The following is a 22,819-nucleotide window of genomic DNA, read 5'->3' on the forward strand; positions in this document are numbered from 1 at the left end:
GCCGAGACCTGGACCTGACCGACCGAGCACCCGGCGCGCGCCCCTGAGGCGAACTTCGTGTTACCCAACTACCGAGTTCGAACAGACCGACAGGCCGGATAAAGGTCCGGCTGCCATCGCCGGGTCGTACGCTTCGATCCGTGCAGAAGGTGCTAAGACTCGACCTGGTCAGCCATGGCATGACCGAGGCGATGCGGAAGGCACGTTTTCCAGTCGACGAATCCCTGACCGAGGCGGGCCGCCGCGCCATCGCCGCCTGCGCCCCGCTCACCGCCGCGCGTGTGCTGACCGGCCCGGAACGCCGCACCGTCGAGACGGCGGCACTGATGGGTCTGCCCGGCGAGGAGGACGACCGGCTGCGCGACCTCGACGCGGGCGCGTGGCGCGGCGGCGAACTCATGTCGGTGCCGCAGGACGAGCTCTACGCGTGGCTGACCAACCCGCAGTTCCGCGGGCACGGCGGGGAGTCGGTGCTGGACGTGATCGAGCGGACCAGGTACTGGATGGCCGAGATCGCCTCCGAGGGCAAGTCGACCATCGCGGTGACCCATCCCGCGGTGATCCGCGCCGCGCTGCTGGTGACACTGGACGCCCCGCCGAAGTCGTTCTGGCGGATCGACATTCCGCCCGGCAGCGTCACGCGGTTGCACTACCGCGGCGAGTGGACGCTGCACTTCCCGCCGTGAGCGCGTCGCGGGCGCCGCACTCGGCTCCGGCATGCGCGCTGGCACAGGATTCACTCACCGCGTTCGCTCATTCCGCGCCGAGCGGCGTCGACCGTTCGGCGACGCTCAGCAACAGCCGCACCGCGTCGGTGATCAGCCGCGCCGAAAGCGCCGGGTCGATGGCGCGCTGAATGCCGAGGCCGAGACCCAGGCTCAGCACCGTCGATGCCGCGTCCTCGGCGGGCATCGGCAAGACCAAGCGAAGACTGTCGGCCAGCGTCTGCAATTGCGCGGCCACCGCGCCGCGCACGGCGCCGAGGTTGGACACCAGCGCGGCCCGCAGGTCGGGGTCGTCGCGCGAGAGCGTGGCGAATTCGAACTCGAGCATCGTCCAGCCGACGTCGCCGAGGGTGCGTTCGGCCCACTCCTGGAGTCGCGCCAGCCGTTCTTCCAGGCTCTCGTCCGCGGCGATCAGCTCCGAGACCTCGCCGAACTTGCTGGCGTGGATGTCCTCGAGCACCTCGAGGCACAGATCCTTCTTGGTGCGGAAGTTGGAGTAGACCGCGCCCTTGGAGTACCCGGCCTCTTCCGCGACGCGTTCCATGGAGGTCTTCGCATAACCGTCGGTCAGGAAGAGATCGCGCGCGGTCGCGATCAGATCGGCCCTGGTGCGGGCCTGACTCTCGGACCTGGTCAGTCGTGCCATGCCGCGATTCTACGTACTCACGGATTTTGGATACCGAGAGAATTTGAATTCTGATAGTGTGCGAAACCATGAGTAACAAGAACGGGTCACAGCGACGTGGCCTGGCCATCGGTTGCGGCGGCACGGTCGGCGCGGCATGGATCGTCGCCGCGCTAGCCGCGGTGCGCGACGTGCTCGACTGGGATCCGCGCGAGGCCGACGTCCTGCTCGGCACCTCGGCGGGCGCGGAAATGGTGACCATGCTCGGCAGCGGTATCGGCGTCGACGAACTGGTCGCCATGCAGGAAGGCCGGAGCACGAACCCGGCGCTGCTCGCCCACATGCGCGACGAGCCGGGCCGCTTTCCGCCGCTGCCCCGCCTTGGACTCGGCGCACCGAGGCTGACGCTGCGCGGCGCGGGATCCGGGCAGCGACTGCTCACCGCGGGCAGCGGCCTGCTGCCGCTCGGCGGCGGCGATGCCGGATGGTTGCAGCGGCTCGCCGAGCGCCTGAACCCGGGCCGCACCTGGGTGCCGCATCCGGCGACTTGGCTGGTGAGCATGGATCACGCGACGGCGGAACGGGTTCCGTTCGGCGCACCGGACGCTCCCGCCGCCACCCTGGGCGAGGCGCTGCGCGCATCGTGGGCGATTCCCGGTTGGTTCCCGCCGGTCCCGATCGCCGGACGCCGGTTCGTCGACGGCGGCGCCGGATCCACCGCGTCCGTCGATCTGCTCGCAGGGCATGAGTTGGACGAAGTCGTGGTGCTGGCGCCGATGGCGTCCGCCTCGCGGCTGCCCGCCACCGGTCCCGGTCATTTTCTGGAGCGTCAGCTGCGCGACCGGATGAGCGCTCAGCTCGCCGCGGAGATCGCCCAACTGCGCGCCGCGGGCACCCGCGTGCTGATGCTCGGCGCGACCGCCGAGGATCTGGCGGTGATGGGCCCCAACTTCATGGACGGCCGTCGCCGCCTCGACACCTTCCGGCACAGCCTGCGCAGCACCCGCCGCGCCCTCGAACAAGGAGTCTTCGCGTGAGAATTCTCGGTCACGGTTATCCCGCCATCGAGTTGCGGGACGCCAGGGTGCTGATCACCGGCGGCGGTCGCGGTATCGGCCAGTCCACCGCCCAGCTCTTCGCCGACGCCGGAGCCCATGTCGCCATCGCCGACGTCGACATCGCCGCGGGCGAGGCTGCCGCCGCGGCCATCGGCGCGCGCGCCTTCGAGCTCGACGTGCGCGCCCGCGACCAGTGGGACAAGGTCGTCGCCGAACTCGGCCGCGTCGACATCCTGGTCAACAACGCCGGTGTGATGCCAGCGGGCGCGTTCCTGGACGAGCCTGATGCGGTCGGCCACACCACCTTCGACATCAACGTGTGGGGATTGATCCACGGCATGCGCGCGGTGGTGCCCGGGATGATCGAGCGCGGGCGCGGCCACGTCGTGAACGTCGCCTCGCTGGCGGGCAAGATCCCGATCCCCGGCCTGGCCGTCTACAACGCGAGCAAGTTCGCCGCCGTAGGTCTTTCCGCCGCAACGCGTTTGGAGTTCGCCGAGCGCGGTGTGAGCGTCAGCTGTGTGATGCCTTCGGCGGTGCGGACTCGGTTGTCCTCGGGGCTGACGCTCGGACGCGGGATGCCGACCGTGGATCCGGAAGACGTTGCCGCCGCGATCCTGACGACCGTGCAGACGCGCAAAGCCGAAGTGGCCGTGCCGAATTACCTCTGGCCCGTCGACATCGCACTGGCCGCCGCGCCGGAACGCGCGGTGCAACTGGTCCGAAAGCTGTTCGACGGCAACCGCGCTCTGCATCCCGCCGATGCCGACGTGCGGGCGAAGTACGAGGAACAGGTTCGCTCGATCACGAAGTGAGCCTGCCCTCGGGCGGCGGCGCTGGATCCTGGTGCTGGGTCACTTCGTAGCGAGCACCGCGCCGAGTGCGGCCGCGGCGTCGAGCAGAGCTCGCGAGCGGGCATCGATGTTCGCGTCTCGGGCGGCCAGTGCGGAGGATATTTCGTTCCACCGGTCCGCCCGGCGCAATTCCGGCATCAGCGCGCGCAGCGGGGCGATGCGGTAACCGGCCATCCGCAACTGGTGCACGATCCGTGCGTCCCGGACGTCGCTGGGCGCGTACTCTCGCGCGCCGCCCGGGGTGCCGCGCCGCGGGACGAGGAGCCCTTCGGCTTCCCAATGCCGCAGCGTCGACGGCCGAACACCCAGCGCGCCAGCGAGTTCGGCGATGGTCATCGAATCCGTCGGTCTGACATCGTCGATTGACTCACCGGTGATCGCGGCGGCGGCCCGCTTCGCCGCTTCCAGCTCTTCGCGCTCGGCGGCGAGCCGAGCATGCGCGGCGTCCAAGAGGGCGAGCAGATCCGAATCCGGATACCCGTGCGCGGCCCGCATGATCCGCTTGGCCTCGACCGGCCCGGCTCCCGTCGCGAGCGCGCGGTAGGCCAGCGCGGAATGCAGGTGCGTGTCCGTGTAGGTCCGATAGCCTGCGGCGGTGCGCGTCGCGGGCGGCAGGACGCCGTCGCGTTCGAGGTTGCGCACCTGCTGCACCGAGCAGCCCGCCTCCCTCGCGACATCGACGGTGCGCAGACCTGGCGATTTGCGACTTCTCATCGCGCTATCTCGGCATTCTCGCGGCAGAGTCTCCACAAGCACATGAATGAAACGCTAGAACACATGGAGATGAACGAGATCATCGAATTCGTCCGAGGACTCGACGGCGTCCTGACGCTCGAGCCTGCACCGGGCGACGGTTCACCCGAAATCAGTTGGGGCGACACATTCTTCTATTACGCGCCCGACGGCGTCGTCCCCCGAACCCAGCCCTTCGCCACCATCGTGACCAAGGACTACCCCGACGACCAGACCTCCCACCTGAACCGCCCCGACACCTTCCGCGTGAACTTCTTCGCCGGTAAGGAGGCCTTCATCGATCGCCTCGGCCGCGCACCCCGCGATCCCGCCCCTGACGACACCGACCCGAGCGCGACGGACACCCTGCTGGCCCATCCGGTCTACGGGAGCCAAGGGTGGATGGCGGTGGTGAATCCGGGCCCGCGAACGGAAGCAGCGGTACGAGAACTCCTCCGAGCCGCCCACGACCTCGCCCGCTCCCGCTGGCACCGCCGCGCCGGGGATGATCAGCCCGCATGAACCCGTCCGACGAGCGGGTCCGCTCCCTGACCGTTGAGATTGTGCACGCGCTGCGGGGCCGGGTGGGCCGGGCAATCCGGCGACGCCGTTGCTTCGGAAATCAGCGATATCGACTGGACCTTTGATTGCCAAGGGTCAGCCGCGTGGGAACCCTAAATCTGGTCCGCCCTCGAAGGTGTACTCGCCGGTGGCCTCGAGCACTCGCCCCGCAAAGGACATAGCCTCGATGAGCGCCTGCACGGAATCCATACCGAAGATGGCGCGGGTCGTCGGATCGGCCTCGATCCCGTCCACGCGCACCGGGCAGTAGTAGCCGCCCCCTTCGGCCTGCTGCGGCTTGCCGAACACGACGGTCACGGAGTTCTCACCCTTGCGCAGTTCGCGCGTCGCGACGGGCTCGCCGAGTTCCCAGGTCGTCATGCCCGCCACCCTATGCCCGTAACGCGGCCAACAGGGCCGCGACATCGGGCAGGTCCTGCGGGCGCGAGGACCCCGCCGCCCACCGGTACGGCGTCTTGGCCCTCCCTGCCAGGCAGTCGGCGTACCACCGGTTGATGGCCTCCCAACACACTCTGGATTGTCGCCGCTGGCATTCCGGCACCAGCGTGTTGTAGTAGTGCCGATCACACGACTCCGTGTCAATCCCGCCCACGAGCTTCGTGCAGCGTGGCGCGACCGGATCCGGTTCCGCCGCCGCGGTGGGTGCGAGCAGGACGACGGAAAGCAGGCCAATGCAGAGGGACGCGAACGGGTTTCGCATGATTCCTCCAAGGAAGAGAGAGTGATGAGTCAGTGTTGAAGCGGTGGCCTCGGATGAGCAGTGGGGAAGATCTCGTTCCATCGCTTCGCGCGAACGTCCCGTGCCTTCCCTTCGATGGCGTGGTGTCGGCGGTCGAGTCGCCGAAGGGGATGCGCGGTGCGCGCCGGGCGTTTGACCGGGCGTGATGCGTAGCCCTGGTGGGCGAGGCGGTCTTGGATCTGCTGCACGCTGGGGCCCGGCGGTTCGTCCTCGGCGAGGAGGGCGGCGATCGCCGCGGCCAGTGCGCCGAGGACAAGCGGATCATGGTGCGACAAGGTCATTTCGGTGCCTCGACGGTGGAGCAGCGAACGGGCGGCCGGGGCGGCATCGTGCGCTGGCCGTCAACAGCCTCGGTGACGAGATCCGCCCAGCGGGTGGCCAGGTAGCCGACGTGGGACCACGCTTGGTGAAGTTCGGTGGCGGTGTGGTCGGCGGCGAGGACGAGTTCCGCGGTCACGTGTGCGGCGGCCATGTCATCGACGGCTTGCCCGTAGCCGGTTGTCTGTGACCAGGATTGGCGGGGTTGGATGTGCACGGTCACCCAGTTGTCGATCAGGATGCGCAGGTCGCCGCGCCGAGTGTCGATCTGGGCTTGCCTAGCGGGGCAGGCGATTCGGGTCCGGTGCAGGTGAGCCAGTGCGTGCGCCCAGCGCAGCACGAGGTGCTCACCCGGCTGATGTCCGGCGGCCCCACGGAACGCGGCCGACAGTTCACGCCATCCCGGAAGTATCGGCCGCGAACGATAGTCGGCAGTCCGAACAGTCTTCTCCGGCATGGCTGTTCAGTCCAGAACCGTCGAGACACAGGCGAGCGCCGCCAGATACTGGCGGCAGTGCGGACCGTGTTCGGCGTGCCACGACAACACCAGTGCAGCACGCTCGCGATCCATGACGATCGGCGGACTTGCACAGTCCCGGTGTTCGATTTCCCACTGCTGTACACGGTCCATCAGCGACAACATGCGCGCCTCTCCCCTGCGATGGTTAGGAGCACACCGGCGCCGGTCCGGCCACGCCGGGCCCGAGCCCTACAACCTCCCGTGCGGCCGGTTCACGTATCCGAGACGAGATAGAGGAATTCGCCTGCGGTCCAGCGCCGATGTGCTGCTTCAGCGTCTCCGAGGCGGGCCGAATCAACCACGACGTAACGATGCAATTGCACTGCACCTTCGCTGCATTCCCTCGAAAATCTGCAGCGGAAGCGGTTGTACCGGGGTATTTTTCGTTTCACCACGGCGGCACGAGCAGGGGCTGGAGCTGAGCCGGTGATCATCTATCGCTGGACTGGAGTGGAATCGAAGGCGCTGCGCGAGGCGATGCTGCTCAGCGTCGATAAGTTCGCGGCCAGGACGGGTATCTCGGCCCGGGCGGTAGGGAACTGGGAACTTCAAGGTGCCTCGGCACAGTTGCGGCCGAGCAGCCGAGAGCTCTTGGAGAAGGCGCTGGCAGAAGCGCCGCCGGAGGTGGTTGCTCGGTTCGAGCGCGCACTCGCAGGCATCGAGTCCCCGAGAGACGAAGCCGATCCCGGATTGCCCCAAACGGTTACTCTGGCGCAAGACACCCCGAACCGGTCCCCGGTCATCTCGGGTGCCGGTGAATCCGATCAGGTCTGGGTGCGCGCCCGGACCGCCGCTGGAGAGGTCGTCCTCGTGTCACTTCCTCGTCGCACCGTAGTCGCAGGATTCGGCGTAGGTGCCCTAGCCGCCGCAGTCGGCGCCAAACCTGCGGCCGCCCTGGCCAACACCGCCGATACCAACCATGTCGCCCACTTCCACACGCTGCGACTCTCGCTGATCGAGAGCGACAACCTCTACGGCGGACAGAGTGTGATCCCGTTGGTAGAACAGAACCTCGAGATCATGAGTCAGCTGCGGCGCGCAGGCATCGGGGATGCCGGCGCGATGCAGCGGATGCGGATCCTGTACGCGGAGTTCGCGGCGTGGCTGTATCAGGATGCACGGAACTGGGACCGTGCCCAGCACTGGACCGACCGCGCACTAACCTGGTCGCATCAGCTCGACGACCCGTGCTCGATTGCCGCCATTCTCATCCGTAAGGCGCAGATCGCCAACGACCAGGGCGACGGAGAGGAAGCAATGGAGCTGGCCGAGGCCGCCGAGCGCGCGGCCCCGTCGGGCACCCGATTCGTTGCCGTCGCAGCGACATTCACAGGCTACGGTGCGGCGCTCGCGGGCGAACGCGCGGCAAGCGAACGCGCCTTCGACCGGGCACGCATACTTGCCGCTGACGCCGACGCTGATCCATCCTGGGGATTCTTCCTGGACTCCCCCTACATCGAGGTCCATCAGGCTCATAGCCGCGCCGTGCTGGGTGACTACCGCACCGCGATCGACCAGTTCGGGCGCGCGATCACCGACATGAGATCCGGGTACACACGCGACCAGGCCGTCTACATCTCACGGCAGGCACTCGCATATGCCCGTATGGGTGAGGCCGAGCCGGCCGCCACGCTCGGCCTTGCGGCGATGCAGGTCGGTGTCAGCACCGGATCCGAGCGAGTCCTGCACAACGTGCGTGCCGTCGACGAACTGCTGCCGACGACGAACTTGCCCGAGGTCGCCGAGTTCCACGCGTGCGCAAAGCGGTGGGCGGTCGTCGCATCATGACGCGCCCGTTCGTACTGTTGTCGGTCGCGGTCAGCATCGACGGATACATCGACGACACCGGCCCGGATCGACTGCTGCTGTCCAACCCCGAGGACTTCGACCGCGTCGACCAGGTGCGCGCCGAGTGCGACGCCATCCTGATCGGCGCCGAAACCGTACGCAGCGACAACCCGCGCCTGATCGTGAAAAGCCATGCACGGCAGTCTGAACGGGCTGCGACCGGACGGACTTCGCAGCCGTTGAAGGTGACCGTTACCGAAAGTGGCAACCTCGATCCCGAGGCCAAGTTCTGGCATCACGGCACCGCTGAGCATCGGCCTGTCGTCTACACGACGAAGGCTGGCGCGCAGAAGGCGAGCGAGCGGCTCGGCGAACTGGCTTCTGTAGTCGCACTCGGTGAGACGGTCGATTTCGGTGCGCTGCTCGACGATCTCGGCCGCCGCGGTGTCGGACGGTTGATGGTCGAGGGCGGTAGTCACATGCACACTGCCTTTCTGTCGGCGGGACTCGCCGACGAGCTGCACCTCGCAATCGGACCTACCCTGGTCGGAGACAGCGCCGCGCCACGCTTCGTGAACCCCGCGCGGTTCCCAGGAGGCTCGACGCACAGAATGCGGTTGGTCGAAGTGACCCAGCTCGGTGACGTCGCCGTGCTGCGCTACCACCCGAAGGAGAACCAGTGACCGCACCGGATCACCACCACTGGATGAATCGGGCCATCGAGCTCGCGCGCTTGTGCCCGGTGGTCGAGGGCGCGTTCTCGGTCGGCGCGGTGATCGTGGCCGACGGCAAGGAGATCGCGACCGGCTACTCGCGCGAGACCGACGCGAAGGTTCACGCGGAGGAGGCCGCGCTCGACAAGCTGGACGTGAACGATCCACGGCTGAAGGTGGCGACGATCTACAGCACACTGGAGCCGTGCTCGGAGCGCGCGACGAAGACCCGCCCGCCGTGCACGGATCGCATTCTGGCAGCGCGCATTCCGGTCGTGGTGATCGCGTGGCGGGAACCGTCGACGTTCGTCGAGGACTGCGTGGGCGTGGAGAAGCTCCAACAGCAGGGCGTGAAGGTGATCGAGCTACCGGAACTCGCCGACGCCGCGATGTCGATGAACCGACACCTCGACCTGTCGTAGCGCTTCGTCCGATAGGACGGAGGCGGAAAGACGGCCAGGATGGCTTACCGTGAGAGCTGGAATCCCGTCGCGCAGTCGGCGATTCGAGCAAGCAGCCTACGACCTCCCCCGCCTCCGCTGGCACCGCCGCGTCGGGAACATATCTATCTGGAACACTGACCTACATGGGGAGCATTGTCCGAGCCCGCCGCATCCAGGACGAGGCACTGGACCTCTACCGACAGACGTCGGTGGTGATCGATCCGGCTCTGATTCGGCTCGACGCTGCCCTCGGATATGCCATGAGCGGTTTCGGCGCCGATGGCTGCCAACTCGCCGAAAACGTCCTGGACGAGCTACCCGCCGAGCACCGCACGAGAATCGTCGCGATCCGCGTCATCGACGTTCTCGACGCCTTGCCTGCCGGACACCGTCACATACCGTCGGCCGCGGCCTTGCGTGCATTGGTCAGCACGGAGACGACGCCGCAATGACCCACCAGGACATCGAACCTGCGGTCCTCACAGAAACGACCTTCACTCCGCAGCGAACCCGCGTCGTCCTCGACGCCGCGTGCCGCGCGGCTGGATTCGACGCAACAGGCGCGAAGTTGCTGCGCCATCACACCAACGCTGTCTATTCGTTGGTCAGCGCCCCGGTCGTGGTGAAGATCGGTCGACCGAGTCGGATCGGCCACGTCGACGTCGTCGGTCTCGTGCGGTGGTTCGAGGACGAAGGTGTGCCTACAGTCCCTCTCGCTGACACCGATCAGCCGCTGGACATCGGGGGCTGTCCGATCACCTTCTGGAAGTACCTGGACCAACGCCGCGGGATCACGAGCGCGGCTGAGCTTGCTGAGCCACTGGCCGCACTGCACTCGCGCCGGACCGCACCACCGGTGGCGCTGCCGGACGACCAGATTATGTTGGCGCTCAATGCGATCGCGCGCTCGATCGACGCCAGCGTAATCCTTGCGCCTGAGGACCGGGTGCTCCTGCACGCACGGCGGCTCGCGTTCGCCCGCCGTGCACCCGACATTCTGTTCGCACTCGACGTCGGCGTGATCCACGGCGACGCGCAACACCGAAACGCACTGTGGGATCAGGACCGTCGCGCGGCCGTGCTCTGTGATTGGGAGAACGCGGCTATAGGGCCACCCGAATGGGACCTGGTCACCATCGAAGTGCATTGTCGCCGTTTCGGATATCCAGCCGCAGAGTACGAGGCCTTCGCTCGCTCATACGGCCTCGACATTCGGGACTGGGACGGATACGAGTGGCTTCGGGATCTGCGGGAACTGAGGATGATCAGCACGAATGCGCGCAAGTGCGTGCCGGGGTCGGCAACTGCCGCTGAGGTTCTGCGACGGGTTGACGCGTTGCGCGACGATGCACCGATTCGGTGGAACATCCTGTGAAGCAAGGGCAGTCGCAACCGGGCTGCAATCCCACCGCATGCTCGCCTATCTGCGCGAGCTACTACACCGGCTGACTCCGTACGCCGAGCTCGCTCGGCGTCGCCGAGCGCCATTGCTACGCGGGCAAGCTGAGCGCTCGGTATACAGCGATGACCGTGGCCGCGCCGAGGATTTCACCGCGTTCGATCATTTGGACCGCCTCCTCCAGCGGAATCCAGCGGATGTCCTCGGCCTCGTTGATATCTGGCTGAGTGCCGGTCAAGTCGGCGCCGCGGGCGAGATAGATTTCCTGGGGGTGATCCATTGTGCCGATAGCAGGTTGGTAGGTGACCAGGCGCTCCATGGTTCGCGGGCGCCAGCCCGTCTCCTCTTCGACCTCCCGGGCCGCGGCGAGAGCGACGTCTTCGGCATGGTCGATGTAGCCGCCCGGCAACTCCCATACCCATTGGTCGATGATGAACCGGTGGCGGTAAATCAGCAGCGCCTCTCGATTCTCGTTGAGTACCAGCGTCATCGCGCAACATGGCATCCGCACGACATACTGGGTGAAGCGCACGCCGTCGGGCAACTCGACGTCCACGGTCGACAGGCGAATGTGCCGGTTCTCGTCCACCACGGTCTCGCCGTGGACTGTCCACAGGGTACGGCTCACACTTCGACCGTAACGAACACCGTTCATCGGTGACATCGACTCGTCGGGCAGAACCCGTCGGATCGGGTCGCGAAGAAGTTGGCGAGGGTGTACAACCGCACCGGGCAGTTCGCGACCGTGGGTGCGGTGGTCGAGTTGCGGGAGCGGATGCGGCCATTGGTCGCGGCGACAGCATAGGAGCACATCGGCATGGTGCGGATCGGCGTCACCGGGCACATGAACATCACCGAGGCCACGGCATCTCTGGTGTATGACGCGGTGCGTGTGCTGCTCGATGAGTACGACCCGGCGGATCTGGTCGGGGTCAGTTGTATTGCGCGCGGCGCTGATTCGGTGTTCGCACGAGCGGTGCTCGATGCCGGAGGGCGGCTCGAGGTGGTGTTGCCATCACGGAATTACCGTGAGCGGAAGGTGAAGCCAGACCACGTCGAGCTGTTCGATGATCTCGTGGAGCGCGCGGCGGCGGTGCGTGTGATGGATTTCGACGACGCGGGCCGCGAAGCGTACGAAGCCGCGAACGACGCCGTTGTGGGGTCGGTGGATCGTCTGGTGGCGGTGTGGGATGGGGAGGACGGGCAGAAGGCAGGCACCGGGACGGTTGTCGAGCTGGCGCGGGAACGTGGCGTGCCGGTCGATGTGGTGTGGCCGGAGGGCGCAGCGCGCGAGTAGTCGGGTCGAGGCCAGTAAAAATGCCGCGTACTCCCCTGCGCGCCAGACGATGCGGGTGACAAACGCGCGCGCGACACCGGTGCACAATTTGGTTTGTGACGGAAGTACCGCAATTCCTCGATGGCGCACGAGTTCTGGCAACAGCGGACATCCGGGGTGCGACATCGTCCGGACGAACGAGGCACAAGGTGGATGGTCTCGTTGTCGATGACTTCGCAGGGCTGGCGATCGCGCAGTACGACGCCGATCCTGCTGTGTACTTGTTCTATTGCGACGCGACGTGGAACGTCGTTACCGATACCTGCCACCACAATGTTGCCGCGGCCCGCGAACAAGCCTTCGACGAGTTCAATCCGGTGGAGTTCATCGAATCGCCTTACGCCAACGACTGAGTTGCCGACCTGCGGGTGATGGTCCTCGTTCCCTCGGCGCTGTAGCCAGCGATTCAGGCATGGGGTATGCCGAGCTCAGCACCCAAGTAGGACATGTCGCCGACGCCTGCCAAGTTCGAAAATGCCTCGAACGCAACCTCTCTCGGCTGACTGGCTCCGCCGATGGTGCGCAGCGTCGCGATGGTCAGGGTTACCGGGTGGTGCATGGTCGGATGCGCGGTTCCGGTTCCTGCCGGCGGTGTGATCCAACCCCCCTCATCGACGACGCCTTGGAGGTCGAAGGGGATGCCCCACAGCCACCCGAGGCCGCTCAGTCGATTGTTCAGTTCTTGGGTACCCGGGTCGGCGCCAGGCCAGCACACACCACGGATTGCGTCGTCCGATTCTCTACTGAGCTGTATGGACAACGATCGCCCCGGGATCGACAGATTGAGACAGCCCAGCCCCGGCAATGTGGTCAACACCCATTCGAGACGGTCGGCGAATTCGTCCCAATCCGAGCATTGCGGGGACAAACCACGCGAGGTGGGTCGATCCGGGGCGACCGTTCCGACCCGCGGAATCCGGTCAGGTCCATAGTCGCTGTAGGCGCTCAGCCGCAAATCCGCTGGCGTGGTGCGCAATCCATCGCGAAGGACAGCTACGATCGCGGCCGCGATCTCGTCACGGTAGTTGGCCGTGTGCCGCCAACCAGTCCGCCATTCGCGAGCCCGTTGGCGATAGTCGCGCTCCTCGCCGAGACCATCGGCGTGGGTGACGCCCGCCGAACCCGGCGCAGGATGCCACAGCGCTTCCTCTAACGATCCCATTCCACCGGTCTGATGGTCACTCATCAGTGAAAACGACTTCGTTCGCTGCGATTTCAGGATCGAGCGCAGACGGGCGGCAGCCTCCGGGTCGTCAGGTACCGACACGGTGATACCAACGCCTTTTCCATCGGGGTAGAACTGGACTCGTTGACCGGTGACGGTGTCGCGCAGCTGTACTGTCTCCCCGTTGCACGGCCACACCACTTCACCCTCGTCATCCCAGTCCGGGTACAACACTCGAGGAATATCCGCCAACAGCATCGCCCAGTCGTCATCGAGCACGTTCACTCCCATCCTCACACTGACCGTGAAGCTAACAGCCCCATCGGACAATCTGGCCCCGAGCAAACCCGACCGCGAGCGGAAGGACGACACCCACCCGATCCTCCCGGCGTGGGTGCCGCATCGACGGCGCATGCCGACGACGATCCGAGGCCTCATCCGAGCGAGAGCTCGCCCGAATCAGGACCCGGCCGACAGGCTGGGCAGGAACCACTTCAGAAGTTCCGAGAACGGCCCGCACATCGCGGCGCTGCCGGTGGCGGGCCAGCACCCGCCTCCGACCACCGGTGTCGCGGTGCGTGCGAGCGCGGCAGTGACGGGTGCCAGGGTGAGCGCGCCGATCATGGCGGTTACGGCGCTCGGCACGCGGTCCGACGCGGTCAAAAGGTTCACGCGGTGTACGCGTCCGCTTCGGACAACGTTCCGGTTCGCATGGCAGCCATCTCAGGACGGGCGCAGCGCCCGACTCGAGGTGACCTGCACCGCGCCTGAAACGGTGGGGGTCACCTTTGGTCGGGCGATTCTGCGGCTGTTAGTTGCCGCTCAGTTGCTAACAGTTTGGAGCCGGAGGACGACAGCCTTTGCGGCCGACCGCTACTCACCCGACAGGAGCAGGAACGATGACGACCCGATCGGTGCGCCGCCCGGTGCCGATCCGCGCGATTGCCGCCCAGTACGTCGCGGCGCTGATCGCGCTGGCGGTGACGGCCGTCTTCGGCTACCTGCTGCTGAATCCCCCGCAGCCCGCGGGCACGGCGGAAGTCCCTCGTTCGAGCGTCAGCCAGCCCCACTGAAGCAATAACTAGACCGGTCGTCATAACTCGAGGTACCTTGGCCTCGTGTCCCCACGAACCGACTCGCGGCAGCGCTTCCTCGACGCCGCCGCCGACCTCTTCCACACCAAGGGCTATCACGCCACGGGCCTGAACCAGCTGGTCAGCGCGGGCGGCGCCCCGAAGGGCTCGCTGTACTTCCACTTCCCCGGCGGCAAAGAGCAGCTCGCGGCCGAGGCGCTGACCCAATCCAGCGAGGAGCTGCGCGACACGCTGCGCGCGATCCTCGCCGACGGCGACACCGACGCCGTTTTCGCCGCCATGGCGCACAACCTCGAGGCCTCCGATTTCCAGCGCGGCTGCCCGCTCGCGACGGTCGCGCTGGACGCCGCCGCCGAGAGCGAATTGATCCGGCAGGCCTGCGTCACCGGGTTCGACTCCTGGCGGGCGGCGATCGAGGAATTCCTCCGCGAAAAGGGCCTCGACGGCGAGCGCGCGGCCAACCTCTCGGTCGTCGCGCTGACCATGATCGAGGGCGGACTCATGCTCGCCAAGACCCAGCGCGACATCGCCCCGCTGCGCACCGTCGCCGACCACCTCCGCACCACCCTCGAAAGGGAGCTTTCCTGATGCGCATCCACCACCTCGACTGCGGGACCATGCGCCCCTTCGGCGGCAAGCTGCTCGACGGTGCGCCCGGCCTGCTGCGCCGCGCCGAAATGGTCTGTCACTGCTTGCTTCTCGAGCTCGACGACCGGCTCGTCCTGATCGAGACCGGCATGGGCGAGCAGAGCGTGCGCCGCCCCAACGAATGGCTCGGCCGTCGCTTCATCTCGCTCACCCGGCCGGTGTTCGACATCGAGCGCACCGCTGTGCGACAGATCGAGGCGCTCGGCTTCCGCCGCGAGGACGTGCGCGACATCGTGCTCACCCACCTCGATCTCGATCACGCGGGCGGGCTCGCCGACTTCCCGCACGCCACCGTGCACGTCTACGACGAGGAACTGCGCGCCTTCCGCGGCGCGCACACCGCGCAGGAGCGATTCCGTTACCGCGCAGCCCAATTCGAGCACGGTCCGAAGTGGCAGTCCTATTCCGATCACGGCGAGCCATGGTTCGGCTTCGAGGCCGTGCGCGAACTGGCCGGACTGCCGCCGAGTCTGCTACTCGTGCCGCTGGCCGGGCACACCAGGGGCCACGCGGGCATCGCCGTCGACACCGGTAACGGCTGGCTGCTCGCCGCGGGGGACGCGTACTTCCATCCCGGCCAACTGGATCTCACGCACCCGCATCAGCCGCTCGGGGTGACCCTTTTCGAGCTCAGCGTCGAGACACTCGGCGGGCCGCGCCGCGAGAACCAGCAGCGCCTGCGCGACCTGATCCGCGACCACGGCGACCAGGTGCGAATCTTCTCCGCGCACAACGCCGCCGAGCTGCGCGCCTTCCAGACCGTGCCTGCCTGAGTCGAAACCCTTGACCGCCCAAGCCCTCTCGCATAACTTACAAGATGCAAGTTATGCGAGAAGGGTGCGGCCATGGACGATCCGCGGCGCTATGTGGTCATCGGCGGAGGACTGGCGGGGCTCGCGTCCGCGGTCTGGCTGGCCGAGGCCGGCAAACAGGTCACGCTTCTGGAGCGTCGCGGGAGGCTTGGCGGACGCACGCACGCCATGAAGGTCGATGCCGTCGACGATCTGCCCGACAACGGTCAGCACGTCATCGCCAGCGGCTACGAGCATTTGTTCCGCTATCTCACCAGCGTCGGCACTCGCGAATACGTCGCCTTCCCGCATCGAGCCACCCTCCGGTGGCCGGACGGGCGCTCGGCGAGCATGTCCACCAAGGGATTCGCCGCGCTGCGAACCCTTTTCGGCGCACATCCCGACGCGAGTGTGCCGGACCGGCTCCGCGCGGCCCGCGCCACGATGCGTCTCGGGTGGCAATGTCTGCGCCAGCCCGCCGATCTCGCCGATCTCACCACCGAACAGTGGTTCCAGCGCGTCGGCATGCCCGCCAAAGCCCGTGAGGCGCTGTGGGATTGGCTCGCGCTCGGCATCGCCGCCGAGCCCGTGCAGCGGGAGTCGGCGAAGGTGTTCGCCGATGTCATGGCGACCGGCATCCGGCTGGGCGCCCGGCACCGGCGGCCGGTCACCATCGGCTACCCGACGACCGACCTCGACACGCTGTATGTCACCGGGGCGCAGCGGGTTTTCCAGCGGCACGGGGTGGAGGTCAGGTACCGGGCGATCGCCCGGCGCATCCATATCACCGACGGCAAGGTGACCGGCGTCGCCCTCGCCGACGGCTCGGTGCTGCCCGCCGACGCGGTGGTCTGCGCTGTGCCGAACTCCTCGATCGGCGGCCTGCTCGACGACCTGCCCGAGCACGCCGAAATCTACGCCGCCGCAGACAAACTCGGCTACACACCGATCGTCAGCACCAACCTCTACCTGGACCGCCCGCTGGGCACCACGGCCGAGTTCGAGGCGCTGATCGGCGGCACCGGGGTCATCGACGAGGTCTTCGACCGCCAGCTGATGACCGGACGGAACACCGACAAGGCCTGGCTGTACTGCCTGACCACCAGCGGCGCCTACGAGCAGATCCACAAATCCAACGACGCGATCGTCGCCGAACAGCTCGACCTGCTGCGCCGCTACTACCCGGCGGCCGCCGAGGCCCGCGTCGTGCAGGCCCACGTCGTGCGCATGCCGAGGGCGACGTTCTCGCAGGTGCTCGGCACGCACGCGCTGCGCCCCGGCCAACGCACCTCGGTCCCCACTCTGGTGCTCGCGGGCGACTGGACCGCCACCGACTGGTCGGCGACGATGGAGAGCGCGGTACAGAGTGCGGCGAAGGCCGTGGATCTCCTGCTTGCGCTACCGTCTGTGCCGTGACCACGGAGCGAGCCTCCCGCGCCCCCAAGCGGCGCATGTCTGCCACCGATCGCCGCAACCAACTGCTGGACGTGGCCCGCGACATCGCCGCCGCCGAGGGGTTCGGCGCGGTCAGCATCGAGCGCGTCGCACGCACCGCCGACGTCGCGCGCGCCCTGGTCTATCAGCAGTTCACGGATCTATCCGGAATGATGTCGGCACTACTCGACCGGGAGACCGCGGTCGCGCTGGCCGGCGTGCGCAGTGTGGATTGGATCGGCACCGGCGACGACGTCGACCAAGTCGGCCGCGGCGTGCTCGCCTACCTGCACGCCGCGCCGACCAGCTGGCGGATCATGCTCAGCCCGCCCGACGGCGGCCCGCCCGAGCTGCGCGACCGGCTCGAGACGGGTCGCGCCTACGCGCGGGCGATCGGCGCACGACACCTCTCGCGCTACGCCGGGATCACCATCGATCCGAACGGCGCGACGGAACGAATCATGCTGTCGGCCGTCGAGGAACTGGCTCGGCTGCACCTGACCGACCCGACCGCGTATCCGGACGAGCTCGTGCTGCGCTACCTGCGCTCGCTGGTGGACTGGGCCGTCGGCGTCGAGACAAGAGCGCTCGACCGCGCCTGAATCCTCCTCGGACGCAACCCATCCCACCGACCGCGCGGCTCAGCCGTCGACGGCATCCGCGCCCGGATTGTGGGCGCTGTTCTGCGGCAGCGACCGAACGGCTCAGCTATCCAAGGGCACGGATCCAAATCCAGCGCCGCAATTCCGCACGCGGCGACTCAGCAGCTCAACCATCCGAGCCCACCGGCTCCAGAATCCACCGGCGACCCAGCAACTCAACTATCCGAGGGCACGGGCTCCAGAATCTGTGGCCGCGGTTCCGGTGCGGCGATCCGCAGCGCGTCGGCGGAGACGTCGTCGGGCTGGGTCTGCGACCGGATCTCGGCTTGGACCCGCGCCTGATACGTCCGGATCTCGCGGTCGATCTCCGCCTCGTCCCAGCCGAGGACCGGCGCGACCAACCGCGCCACCTGTTCGGCGCAGTGCGCGCCGCGGTGCGAGTACTCGATGGAGATCCTGGTGCGGCGGGCCAGGATGTCGTCCAGGTGCAGCGCGCCCTCGGCCGCCGCCGCGTACACGGCCTCCACCTGGAGGTACGAGGGCGCCTCGGTGATCGGCTGCAACAGTTCCGGCTTGCCCTCGGCCAACGCCATCACCTCGTCGATCAGCGACCCGTAACGATCGAGCAGGTGCTTGACCCGGTACGGATGGATGCCGTACGCCTCTGCCAGCTGCACGGTCTGATTGACCAGCGCGAAGTAACCGTCCGCGCCGAGCAGCGGCACCTTCTCGGTGATCGACGGCGAGACCCTGGCCGGAATGTCTTGTGCCGCTTCGTCCACCGCGTCGTAGGCCATCACGCGGTAGGTGGTGTACTTGCCGCCCGCGATCGCGACAAGACCCGGCGCGATCCTGGCCACCGCGTGCTCCCTGGACAGCTTGGACGTGGAATCGCTCTCGCCCGCGAGCAGCGGCCGCAGTCCCGCGTAGACGCCGGTGATGTCGTCGCTGGTCAGCGGGGTGACGAGCACCTGGTTCACCCGGTCGAGCAGGTAGTCGATGTCCGCCTTGGTCGCGGCCGGGTGCGCCAGGTCCAGATTCCAGTCGGTGTCGGTGGTGCCGATGATCCAGAACGCGCCCCACGGGATGACGAACAACACCGAGGTGGCCGTGCGCAGGATGATCGCGGTGTCGCTGACGATCCGGTCGCGCGGCACCACGACGTGCACGCCCTTGGAGGCGCGCACGTGGAAGCGGCCGCGATTGTGCGAGAGAGCTTGGACCTCGTCGGTCCACACGCCGGTCGCGTTGATCACCACGTGCCCCCGCGCCTCGCCGGAACGCCCGTCCTCGCTGTCGCGGATCCGCACGCCGACGATCCGATCCGCCTCCCGCAGGAACCCGACGACCTGGGTGGAGGTGCGGATCACCGCGCCGTAGTGCGCGGCCGTGCGCGCGACCGTCATGGTGTGGCGGGCGTCGTCGACGACCGTGTCGTAATAGCTGACGCCGCCGATCAGCGAGTCGCGCCGCAGCCCGGGCGCCAGCCGCAGCGCGCCCGCTCGCGTCAGATGGCGTTGTCCGGGAACGGATTTCGCGCCGCCCATGGTGTCGTAGAGCACCAGACCCGCCGCGACGTACGGCCGTTCCCAGCCGCGGTGGGTCAGCGGGTACAGGAAGCGCAGCGGCTTCACCAGGTGCGGCGACAGCGTGGCGAGCGCGAGCTCACGCTCCCGCAGCGCCTCGCGCACCAGTCCGAACTCCAACTGCTCCAGATACCGCAACCCGCCGTGGAACATCTTCGACGACCGGCTCGACGTTCCGGAGGCCAGATCACGCGCCTCCACCAGCGCGACCGAGAGACCGCGGGTCGCCGCGTCGAGCGCGATGCCCGCGCCGACCACCCCGCCGCCGATGACCACCACGTCGAAATGTTCCTTGCCCAACCGCTCCCAGGCCGCGCGCCGCTGCTCGGGGCCCAGGGCCTGCGATTCCGGTTTCATGGTCATGCTCGACTCCTCCAGCCGACGCGCCTGCGTCGGACGTCGCGGGTCTTCACGGGCACAGATCGAGCTGTTCTGTACAGGCTATGCGAATCGCCGCACCGAGCGCCGGTCGGCGCGGGCTCCGTGTGTCGTCCAGAACTACTCGCCGGTAACCATCTCAGCCTAATCGGGTGGCGTGCCTGTCGCGATGTGATACCGAGCGCGCGGGACGTTTAGTAGCCTGCTGCCATGCGCTATGTGGCCGCCATCGATCAGGGCACGACATCGAGCAGGTGCATCGTCTTCGACCGGCGTGGCCGCGTCGTCGGGGTGGCCCAGCGCGAACACGAGCAGATCTTCCCCCGGCCGGGGTGGGTCGAGCACGATCCCGAAACCATTTGGCGCAATACGGAACTCGTGCTCGGTGAGGTGCTGGAGCAGAACGGGCTCGGCCGCGGCGACATCGCCGCCGTCGGCATCACCAACCAGCGCGAGACGACCGTCGTCTGGGAACGCGCCACCGGCAAGCCGATTCACCACGCCATCGTCTGGCAGGACACGCGCACCGATCGGCTGGTCACCGAACTCGGCGGCGACGCGGGCCCGACCCGCTACCAGGACCGCACCGGGCTGCCGCTGTCCACCTACTTCGCCGGGCCCAAACTGCGCTGGATCCTGGACAACGTGCCGGGCGCGCAGGAGCGCGCCGAGGCGGGTGAGCTGTGCTTCGGCACCATCGACAGCTGGGTGCTGTGGAATCTGACCGGACTGCACGTCACCGACGTCACCAACGCCTCGCGCACCATGCTGATGGATCTGCGCACGCTGCAATGGGATTCGCAGATCTGCGCCGAATTCGGCGTGCCGGAGTCGATGCTGCCGGAGATCCGCAGCTCCTCGGAGGTGTACGGCGAGATCTCTTCCGGTCCGCTGCAAGGGGTTCCGGTCGCGGGCATCCTCGGCGACCAGCAGGCGGCCACCTTCGGCCAAGCCTGCCTTGTTCCTGGTGAAGCCAAGAACACCTACGGCACAGGCAATTTCATGCTCCTGAACACCGGGACGACCCCCGTGTGGAGCAAGCACGGGCTGCTCACCACGGTCTGCTACCGGCTCGGTGACCAACCCGCGGTGTACGCGCTGGAAGGCTCCATCGCGGTGACCGGTTCGCTGGTGCAGTGGTTCCGCGACAACCTCGGCATCATCGATGCCGCCGAGGAGATCGAGCGGCTGGCGAACACCGTCGAGGACAACGGTGGCGCCTACATCGTGCCCGCGTTCTCCGGGCTGTTCGCTCCCCGCTGGCGGCCCGACGCCCGCGGCGTCATCGCGGGTCTGACCCGCTTCGTCAACAAGGCCCACCTGGCGCGGGCGGTCCTGGAATCCACCGCGTTCCAGACCTTCGAGGTGGTCGAGGCGATGCGCGCCGACGCCGAATCCCAGAAGCTGGACCTGGAACTGACCACGCTGAAGGTCGACGGCGGCATGACCGCCAACGACCTGCTCATGCAGTTCCAGTCCGACATCCTGGAGGTTCCGGTGGTCCGCCCGGTCGTCACCGAGACCACCGCGCTCGGCGCCGGGTACGCCGCCGGGCTCGCCGTCGGCTACTGGTCAGGCACCGACGACATCCGCGCCAACTGGACCGCCGACACCACCTGGCAGCCGAGCATGAGCGCCGAAGACCGCGAGGAGCACATCGCGGCCTGGAACAAGGCTGTCGAGCGCACCTACAACTGGGTGGACTGACGCGGGCGCGCTGGGTCGACCGACACAGGGGCGTACGGCCGCCCCGTGGGCGCGAACACCCGACAGACGCGAGGGCGCTACGGCCCAAGCATGCTGAATCGAATGCCACAGCGGCGCTGCCCGACGCCGGGCACAGACCCAACCGACGCTGGTCCCGCGTCCAGAATGGTCGGCGCGGTAACCGACAGAAGGCCACCGCCATCCCGCCGGACCGACTGGACGTCACCTTCAGTAACCCGACCTGCGTTCCCGACGCCGGGCGCTGACCCGATCGACGCGGCCCCGGGGCGACGCCGACCGACGTTATCCGGCGTGTGCGGTGGCCAGACGGTCGATGGCTTCCTCGAGCACCGCCGCTTCGGAGGTGGTGAAGCACATCCGCATCGAGTTGCGGTAGCCCTTCTCGACCGCGAACGCGGCGCCCGGCACGTAGGCGACGCCCGCCTCCAGCGCGCGCGGCAGCAGCTGCTGGGTGTCGGTGCCGTCGGTGAAATCGGCCCAGACGAACATGCCGCCCGCGGCGTCGGTGCAGGCGACGCGGTCGCCGAAGCCGGTGCGCACGGCGTGCACAAGCGCCTTGGCCCGCTCGCCGTAGACGCCGCGCACGTGGTCCACGTGCGTGGTGAGCCAGTCCCGGTCCGCGAGCAGGTCGGCCGCGATCTGCTGGGTGAGCGCCGAACCACACAGGTCCGCACCCTGTTTCAGCAATTCCACCGCCCGGCACACCGCGTCGGGGGCGACCATCCAGCCGACCCGCAGGCTCGGCGACAGGATCTTGGAGGCGCTGGAGAGCCGAATCACGTTGGGCGAGTAGGTCGCGACCGGCTCCGGGGCGGGCCGGTCGAACCAGAGCTCGCCGTACGGGTCGTCCTCGATCACCCAGAATCCTTGCGCCGCAGCCAGTTCCGCGAGCTCACGGCGGCGCGCGGTACTCATGGTGACCCCGCCCGGATTGTGGAAGTTGCTCACCGTGTGCACCACCGCGGGCCGCTCGCCGCGCGCGAGCAGTTCGCGCAGCACGTCGACGCGCATGCCCTCGCCGTCCAGCGGCACGGCGACGATGCGCGCTCCGGCCGCACGGAACACCTGGAGCGCACCGACGTACGCCGGATCCTCGACGACAACCAGTGCACCCGGGTCGATCAGCACCTCGGCGAGCAGCGACAACGCCTGCTGCGAGCCGTGCGTCACGAACACCTCGTCGATCGGCACCCGGCGCCCGAGCCGGGCGGACTCGCGCTCGGCGAGCACGTCGCGCAGCGGCGCCCATCCGGGCGATTCGGTGTATTGCAGGCAGCCTGGTCCACGCAGCGCCACCTCGGCCGCGGCGGCGATGCGCTCGCGTGGCATCAGCTCGGCATCCGGCAATCCGCCCGCGAGGCTGATCACCTCGGCACGCGCGGTGAGCTTGAGCAGGTCACGAATCGCCGAGCTCTTCAGTCCGCCGAGCTTGGCTGCCAGCGGTGGAACAGTCGGCGACATGGAAACCTCCCAGGGGAACGCCACGGTACGCGTCATCCCACTGTGTCACACCGCTACCAGAATATGAAATTCTAATCTCAAATAATGAGACGGCCGCGGC

Annotated in this window: 27 protein-coding genes and 1 pseudogene; 17 read left to right on the forward strand and 11 right to left on the reverse strand. The window is 67.7% G+C overall.

Translation table 11 applies throughout. From position 1 onward, the window contains the following. The first annotated feature begins 140 nt into the window (after positions 1 to 140). On the forward strand, positions 141 to 686 hold the full coding sequence (locus NAM01S_RS20880; protein ID WP_067787749.1) for a histidine phosphatase family protein: 546 nt from the start codon (positions 141 to 143) through the stop codon (positions 684 to 686). Between the two features lie 67 nt (positions 687 to 753). Here the strand turns inward: NAM01S_RS20880 and NAM01S_RS20885 are convergent, their stop codons facing one another. Next, the gene (locus NAM01S_RS20885; protein ID WP_067787750.1) at positions 754 to 1,371 is read right to left on the reverse strand and encodes a TetR/AcrR family transcriptional regulator; all 618 of its coding nucleotides are present in this window, start codon (positions 1,369 to 1,371) and stop codon (positions 754 to 756) included. A gap of 68 nt (positions 1,372 to 1,439) precedes the next feature. Between NAM01S_RS20885 and NAM01S_RS20890 the strand changes: the two genes are divergently transcribed. Together NAM01S_RS20890 and NAM01S_RS20895 are read left to right on the forward strand one after the other, a co-directional pair. After that, complete coding sequence (locus NAM01S_RS20890; protein ID WP_067787751.1) at positions 1,440 to 2,387, forward strand: patatin-like phospholipase family protein; 948 nt, start codon at positions 1,440 to 1,442, stop codon at positions 2,385 to 2,387. Beyond that, positions 2,384 to 3,223, forward strand: coding sequence for an SDR family oxidoreductase (locus tag NAM01S_RS20895; protein ID WP_067787753.1), 840 nt, complete (start codon positions 2,384 to 2,386; stop codon positions 3,221 to 3,223). The genes NAM01S_RS20890 and NAM01S_RS20895 overlap by 4 nt, the downstream gene beginning before the upstream one ends. 39 nt (positions 3,224 to 3,262) lie before the next feature. Here NAM01S_RS20895 and NAM01S_RS20900 read toward each other — a convergent pair whose 3' ends face one another. Continuing rightward, complete coding sequence (locus NAM01S_RS20900) at positions 3,263 to 3,976, reverse strand: MerR family transcriptional regulator (RefSeq protein WP_084483129.1); 714 nt, start codon at positions 3,974 to 3,976, stop codon at positions 3,263 to 3,265. 63 nt (positions 3,977 to 4,039) lie between these two features. Here NAM01S_RS20900 and NAM01S_RS20905 point away from each other — a divergent pair, with 63 nt between their 5' ends. Next, positions 4,040 to 4,516 (forward strand): DUF6194 family protein, encoded by a 477-nt coding sequence (locus NAM01S_RS20905; protein ID WP_067787757.1) that lies wholly within the window; start codon positions 4,040 to 4,042, stop codon positions 4,514 to 4,516. A gap of 135 nt (positions 4,517 to 4,651) precedes the next feature. Here the strand turns inward: NAM01S_RS20905 and NAM01S_RS20910 are convergent, their stop codons facing one another. The 4 genes from NAM01S_RS20910 to NAM01S_RS20930 form a co-directional block, all read right to left on the reverse strand. Continuing rightward, entirely contained in the window at positions 4,652 to 4,936 is a 285-nt protein-coding gene (locus tag NAM01S_RS20910; protein ID WP_097247096.1) for a DUF6968 family protein, read from the reverse strand. Between the two features lie 369 nt (positions 4,937 to 5,305). After that, a complete protein-coding gene (locus tag NAM01S_RS20920; protein WP_067787760.1) occupies positions 5,306 to 5,596 on the reverse strand; it encodes a hypothetical protein in 291 nt (96 codons plus the stop codon). Then, positions 5,593 to 6,090, reverse strand: a complete 498-nt coding sequence (locus NAM01S_RS20925; protein ID WP_067787761.1) for a hypothetical protein — start codon at positions 6,088 to 6,090, stop codon at positions 5,593 to 5,595. Before NAM01S_RS20925 ends, NAM01S_RS20920 begins: the two co-directional genes overlap by 4 nt. A 6-nt stretch (positions 6,091 to 6,096) precedes the next feature. Continuing rightward, positions 6,097 to 6,276: a hypothetical protein gene (locus NAM01S_RS20930; protein WP_067787762.1), complete on the reverse strand. Its 180-nt coding sequence runs from the start codon at positions 6,274 to 6,276 to the stop codon at positions 6,097 to 6,099. A 303-nt stretch (positions 6,277 to 6,579) separates the two neighbouring features. On the opposite strand from NAM01S_RS20930, the gene NAM01S_RS34195 reads away from it, so the two are divergent. From NAM01S_RS34195 to NAM01S_RS20955, 5 genes are all read left to right on the forward strand, one after another. After that, the gene (locus NAM01S_RS34195) at positions 6,580 to 7,941 is read left to right on the forward strand and encodes a helix-turn-helix domain-containing protein (RefSeq protein ID WP_157107814.1); all 1,362 of its coding nucleotides are present in this window, start codon (positions 6,580 to 6,582) and stop codon (positions 7,939 to 7,941) included. After that, on the forward strand, positions 7,938 to 8,624 hold the full coding sequence (locus NAM01S_RS20940; protein WP_067787892.1) for a RibD family protein: 687 nt from the start codon (positions 7,938 to 7,940) through the stop codon (positions 8,622 to 8,624). Before NAM01S_RS34195 ends, NAM01S_RS20940 begins: the two co-directional genes overlap by 4 nt. Beyond that, positions 8,621 to 9,076, forward strand: coding sequence for a deaminase (locus tag NAM01S_RS20945; protein ID WP_157107815.1), 456 nt, complete (start codon positions 8,621 to 8,623; stop codon positions 9,074 to 9,076). Before NAM01S_RS20940 ends, NAM01S_RS20945 begins: the two co-directional genes overlap by 4 nt. 164 nt (positions 9,077 to 9,240) lie before the next feature. After that, positions 9,241 to 9,549: a hypothetical protein gene (locus NAM01S_RS20950; protein WP_067787764.1), complete on the forward strand. Its 309-nt coding sequence runs from the start codon at positions 9,241 to 9,243 to the stop codon at positions 9,547 to 9,549. Next, complete coding sequence (locus NAM01S_RS20955; RefSeq protein ID WP_067787766.1) at positions 9,546 to 10,472, forward strand: phosphotransferase family protein; 927 nt, start codon at positions 9,546 to 9,548, stop codon at positions 10,470 to 10,472. The genes NAM01S_RS20950 and NAM01S_RS20955 overlap by 4 nt, the downstream gene beginning before the upstream one ends. 115 nt (positions 10,473 to 10,587) lie before the next feature. Here the strand turns inward: NAM01S_RS20955 and NAM01S_RS20960 are convergent, their stop codons facing one another. Then, entirely contained in the window at positions 10,588 to 11,124 is a 537-nt protein-coding gene (locus NAM01S_RS20960; RefSeq protein ID WP_067787767.1) for an NUDIX hydrolase, read from the reverse strand. Positions 11,125 to 11,313: 189 nt separating this feature from the next. On the opposite strand from NAM01S_RS20960, the gene NAM01S_RS20965 reads away from it, so the two are divergent. After that, the gene (locus NAM01S_RS20965) at positions 11,314 to 11,793 is read left to right on the forward strand and encodes a hypothetical protein (RefSeq protein ID WP_174554839.1); all 480 of its coding nucleotides are present in this window, start codon (positions 11,314 to 11,316) and stop codon (positions 11,791 to 11,793) included. Between the two features lie 95 nt (positions 11,794 to 11,888). Continuing rightward, positions 11,889 to 12,185, forward strand: coding sequence for a hypothetical protein (locus NAM01S_RS20970; RefSeq protein WP_157107816.1), 297 nt, complete (start codon positions 11,889 to 11,891; stop codon positions 12,183 to 12,185). A 53-nt stretch (positions 12,186 to 12,238) separates the two neighbouring features. Here the strand turns inward: NAM01S_RS20970 and NAM01S_RS20975 are convergent, their stop codons facing one another. Together NAM01S_RS20975 and NAM01S_RS20980 are read right to left on the reverse strand one after the other, a co-directional pair. Next, complete coding sequence (locus NAM01S_RS20975) at positions 12,239 to 13,282, reverse strand: TY-Chap domain-containing protein (protein WP_157107817.1); 1,044 nt, start codon at positions 13,280 to 13,282, stop codon at positions 12,239 to 12,241. Positions 13,283 to 13,456: 174 nt separating this feature from the next. Continuing rightward, the gene (locus NAM01S_RS20980) at positions 13,457 to 13,669 is read right to left on the reverse strand and encodes a hypothetical protein (protein WP_067787772.1); all 213 of its coding nucleotides are present in this window, start codon (positions 13,667 to 13,669) and stop codon (positions 13,457 to 13,459) included. Between the two features lie 227 nt (positions 13,670 to 13,896). On the opposite strand from NAM01S_RS20980, the gene NAM01S_RS35140 reads away from it, so the two are divergent. The 5 genes and pseudogenes from NAM01S_RS35140 (at position 13,897) to NAM01S_RS21000 (ending at position 17,566) form a co-directional block, all read left to right on the forward strand. Then, positions 13,897 to 14,070, forward strand: coding sequence for a hypothetical protein (locus NAM01S_RS35140; RefSeq protein ID WP_157107818.1), 174 nt, complete (start codon positions 13,897 to 13,899; stop codon positions 14,068 to 14,070). A 45-nt stretch (positions 14,071 to 14,115) separates the two neighbouring features. Then, entirely contained in the window at positions 14,116 to 14,679 is a 564-nt protein-coding gene (locus NAM01S_RS20985) for a TetR/AcrR family transcriptional regulator (RefSeq protein ID WP_067787774.1), read from the forward strand. Further along, positions 14,679 to 15,512 carry an MBL fold metallo-hydrolase gene (locus tag NAM01S_RS20990; RefSeq protein ID WP_067787776.1) on the forward strand — a complete coding sequence of 278 codons (834 nt, stop codon included), beginning with the start codon at positions 14,679 to 14,681 and terminating at the stop codon, positions 15,510 to 15,512. Before NAM01S_RS20985 ends, NAM01S_RS20990 begins: the two co-directional genes overlap by 1 nt. Before the next feature lie 63 nt (positions 15,513 to 15,575). Next, positions 15,576 to 16,946 (forward strand): annotated as a pseudogene (hpnE, locus tag NAM01S_RS20995) (hydroxysqualene dehydroxylase HpnE); the annotation flags it as partial. Beyond that, positions 16,943 to 17,566: a TetR/AcrR family transcriptional regulator gene (locus NAM01S_RS21000; protein WP_307188699.1), complete on the forward strand. Its 624-nt coding sequence runs from the start codon at positions 16,943 to 16,945 to the stop codon at positions 17,564 to 17,566. The pseudogene hpnE and the gene NAM01S_RS21000, both read left to right, overlap by 4 nt. Positions 17,567 to 17,781: 215 nt before the next feature. Here the strand turns inward: NAM01S_RS21000 and NAM01S_RS21005 are convergent, their stop codons facing one another. Further along, positions 17,782 to 19,515 (reverse strand): glycerol-3-phosphate dehydrogenase/oxidase, encoded by a 1,734-nt coding sequence (locus tag NAM01S_RS21005; RefSeq protein ID WP_067787782.1) that lies wholly within the window; start codon positions 19,513 to 19,515, stop codon positions 17,782 to 17,784. Between the two features lie 225 nt (positions 19,516 to 19,740). On the opposite strand from NAM01S_RS21005, the gene glpK reads away from it, so the two are divergent. Next, a complete protein-coding gene (gene glpK, locus NAM01S_RS21010; protein WP_067787784.1) occupies positions 19,741 to 21,237 on the forward strand; it encodes a glycerol kinase GlpK in 1,497 nt (498 codons plus the stop codon). Between the two features lie 303 nt (positions 21,238 to 21,540). On the opposite strand, the gene NAM01S_RS21015 is transcribed toward glpK, so the two are convergent. Beyond that, positions 21,541 to 22,719, reverse strand: a complete 1,179-nt coding sequence (locus NAM01S_RS21015; protein ID WP_067787895.1) for an aminotransferase-like domain-containing protein — start codon at positions 22,717 to 22,719, stop codon at positions 21,541 to 21,543. Between the last annotated feature and the right edge of the window lie 100 nt (positions 22,720 to 22,819).

The sequence above is a fragment of the Nocardia amikacinitolerans NBRC 108937 genome (genome assembly GCF_001612615.1).
Taxonomy (GTDB): Bacteria; Actinomycetota; Actinomycetes; order Mycobacteriales; family Mycobacteriaceae; genus Nocardia; species Nocardia amikacinitolerans.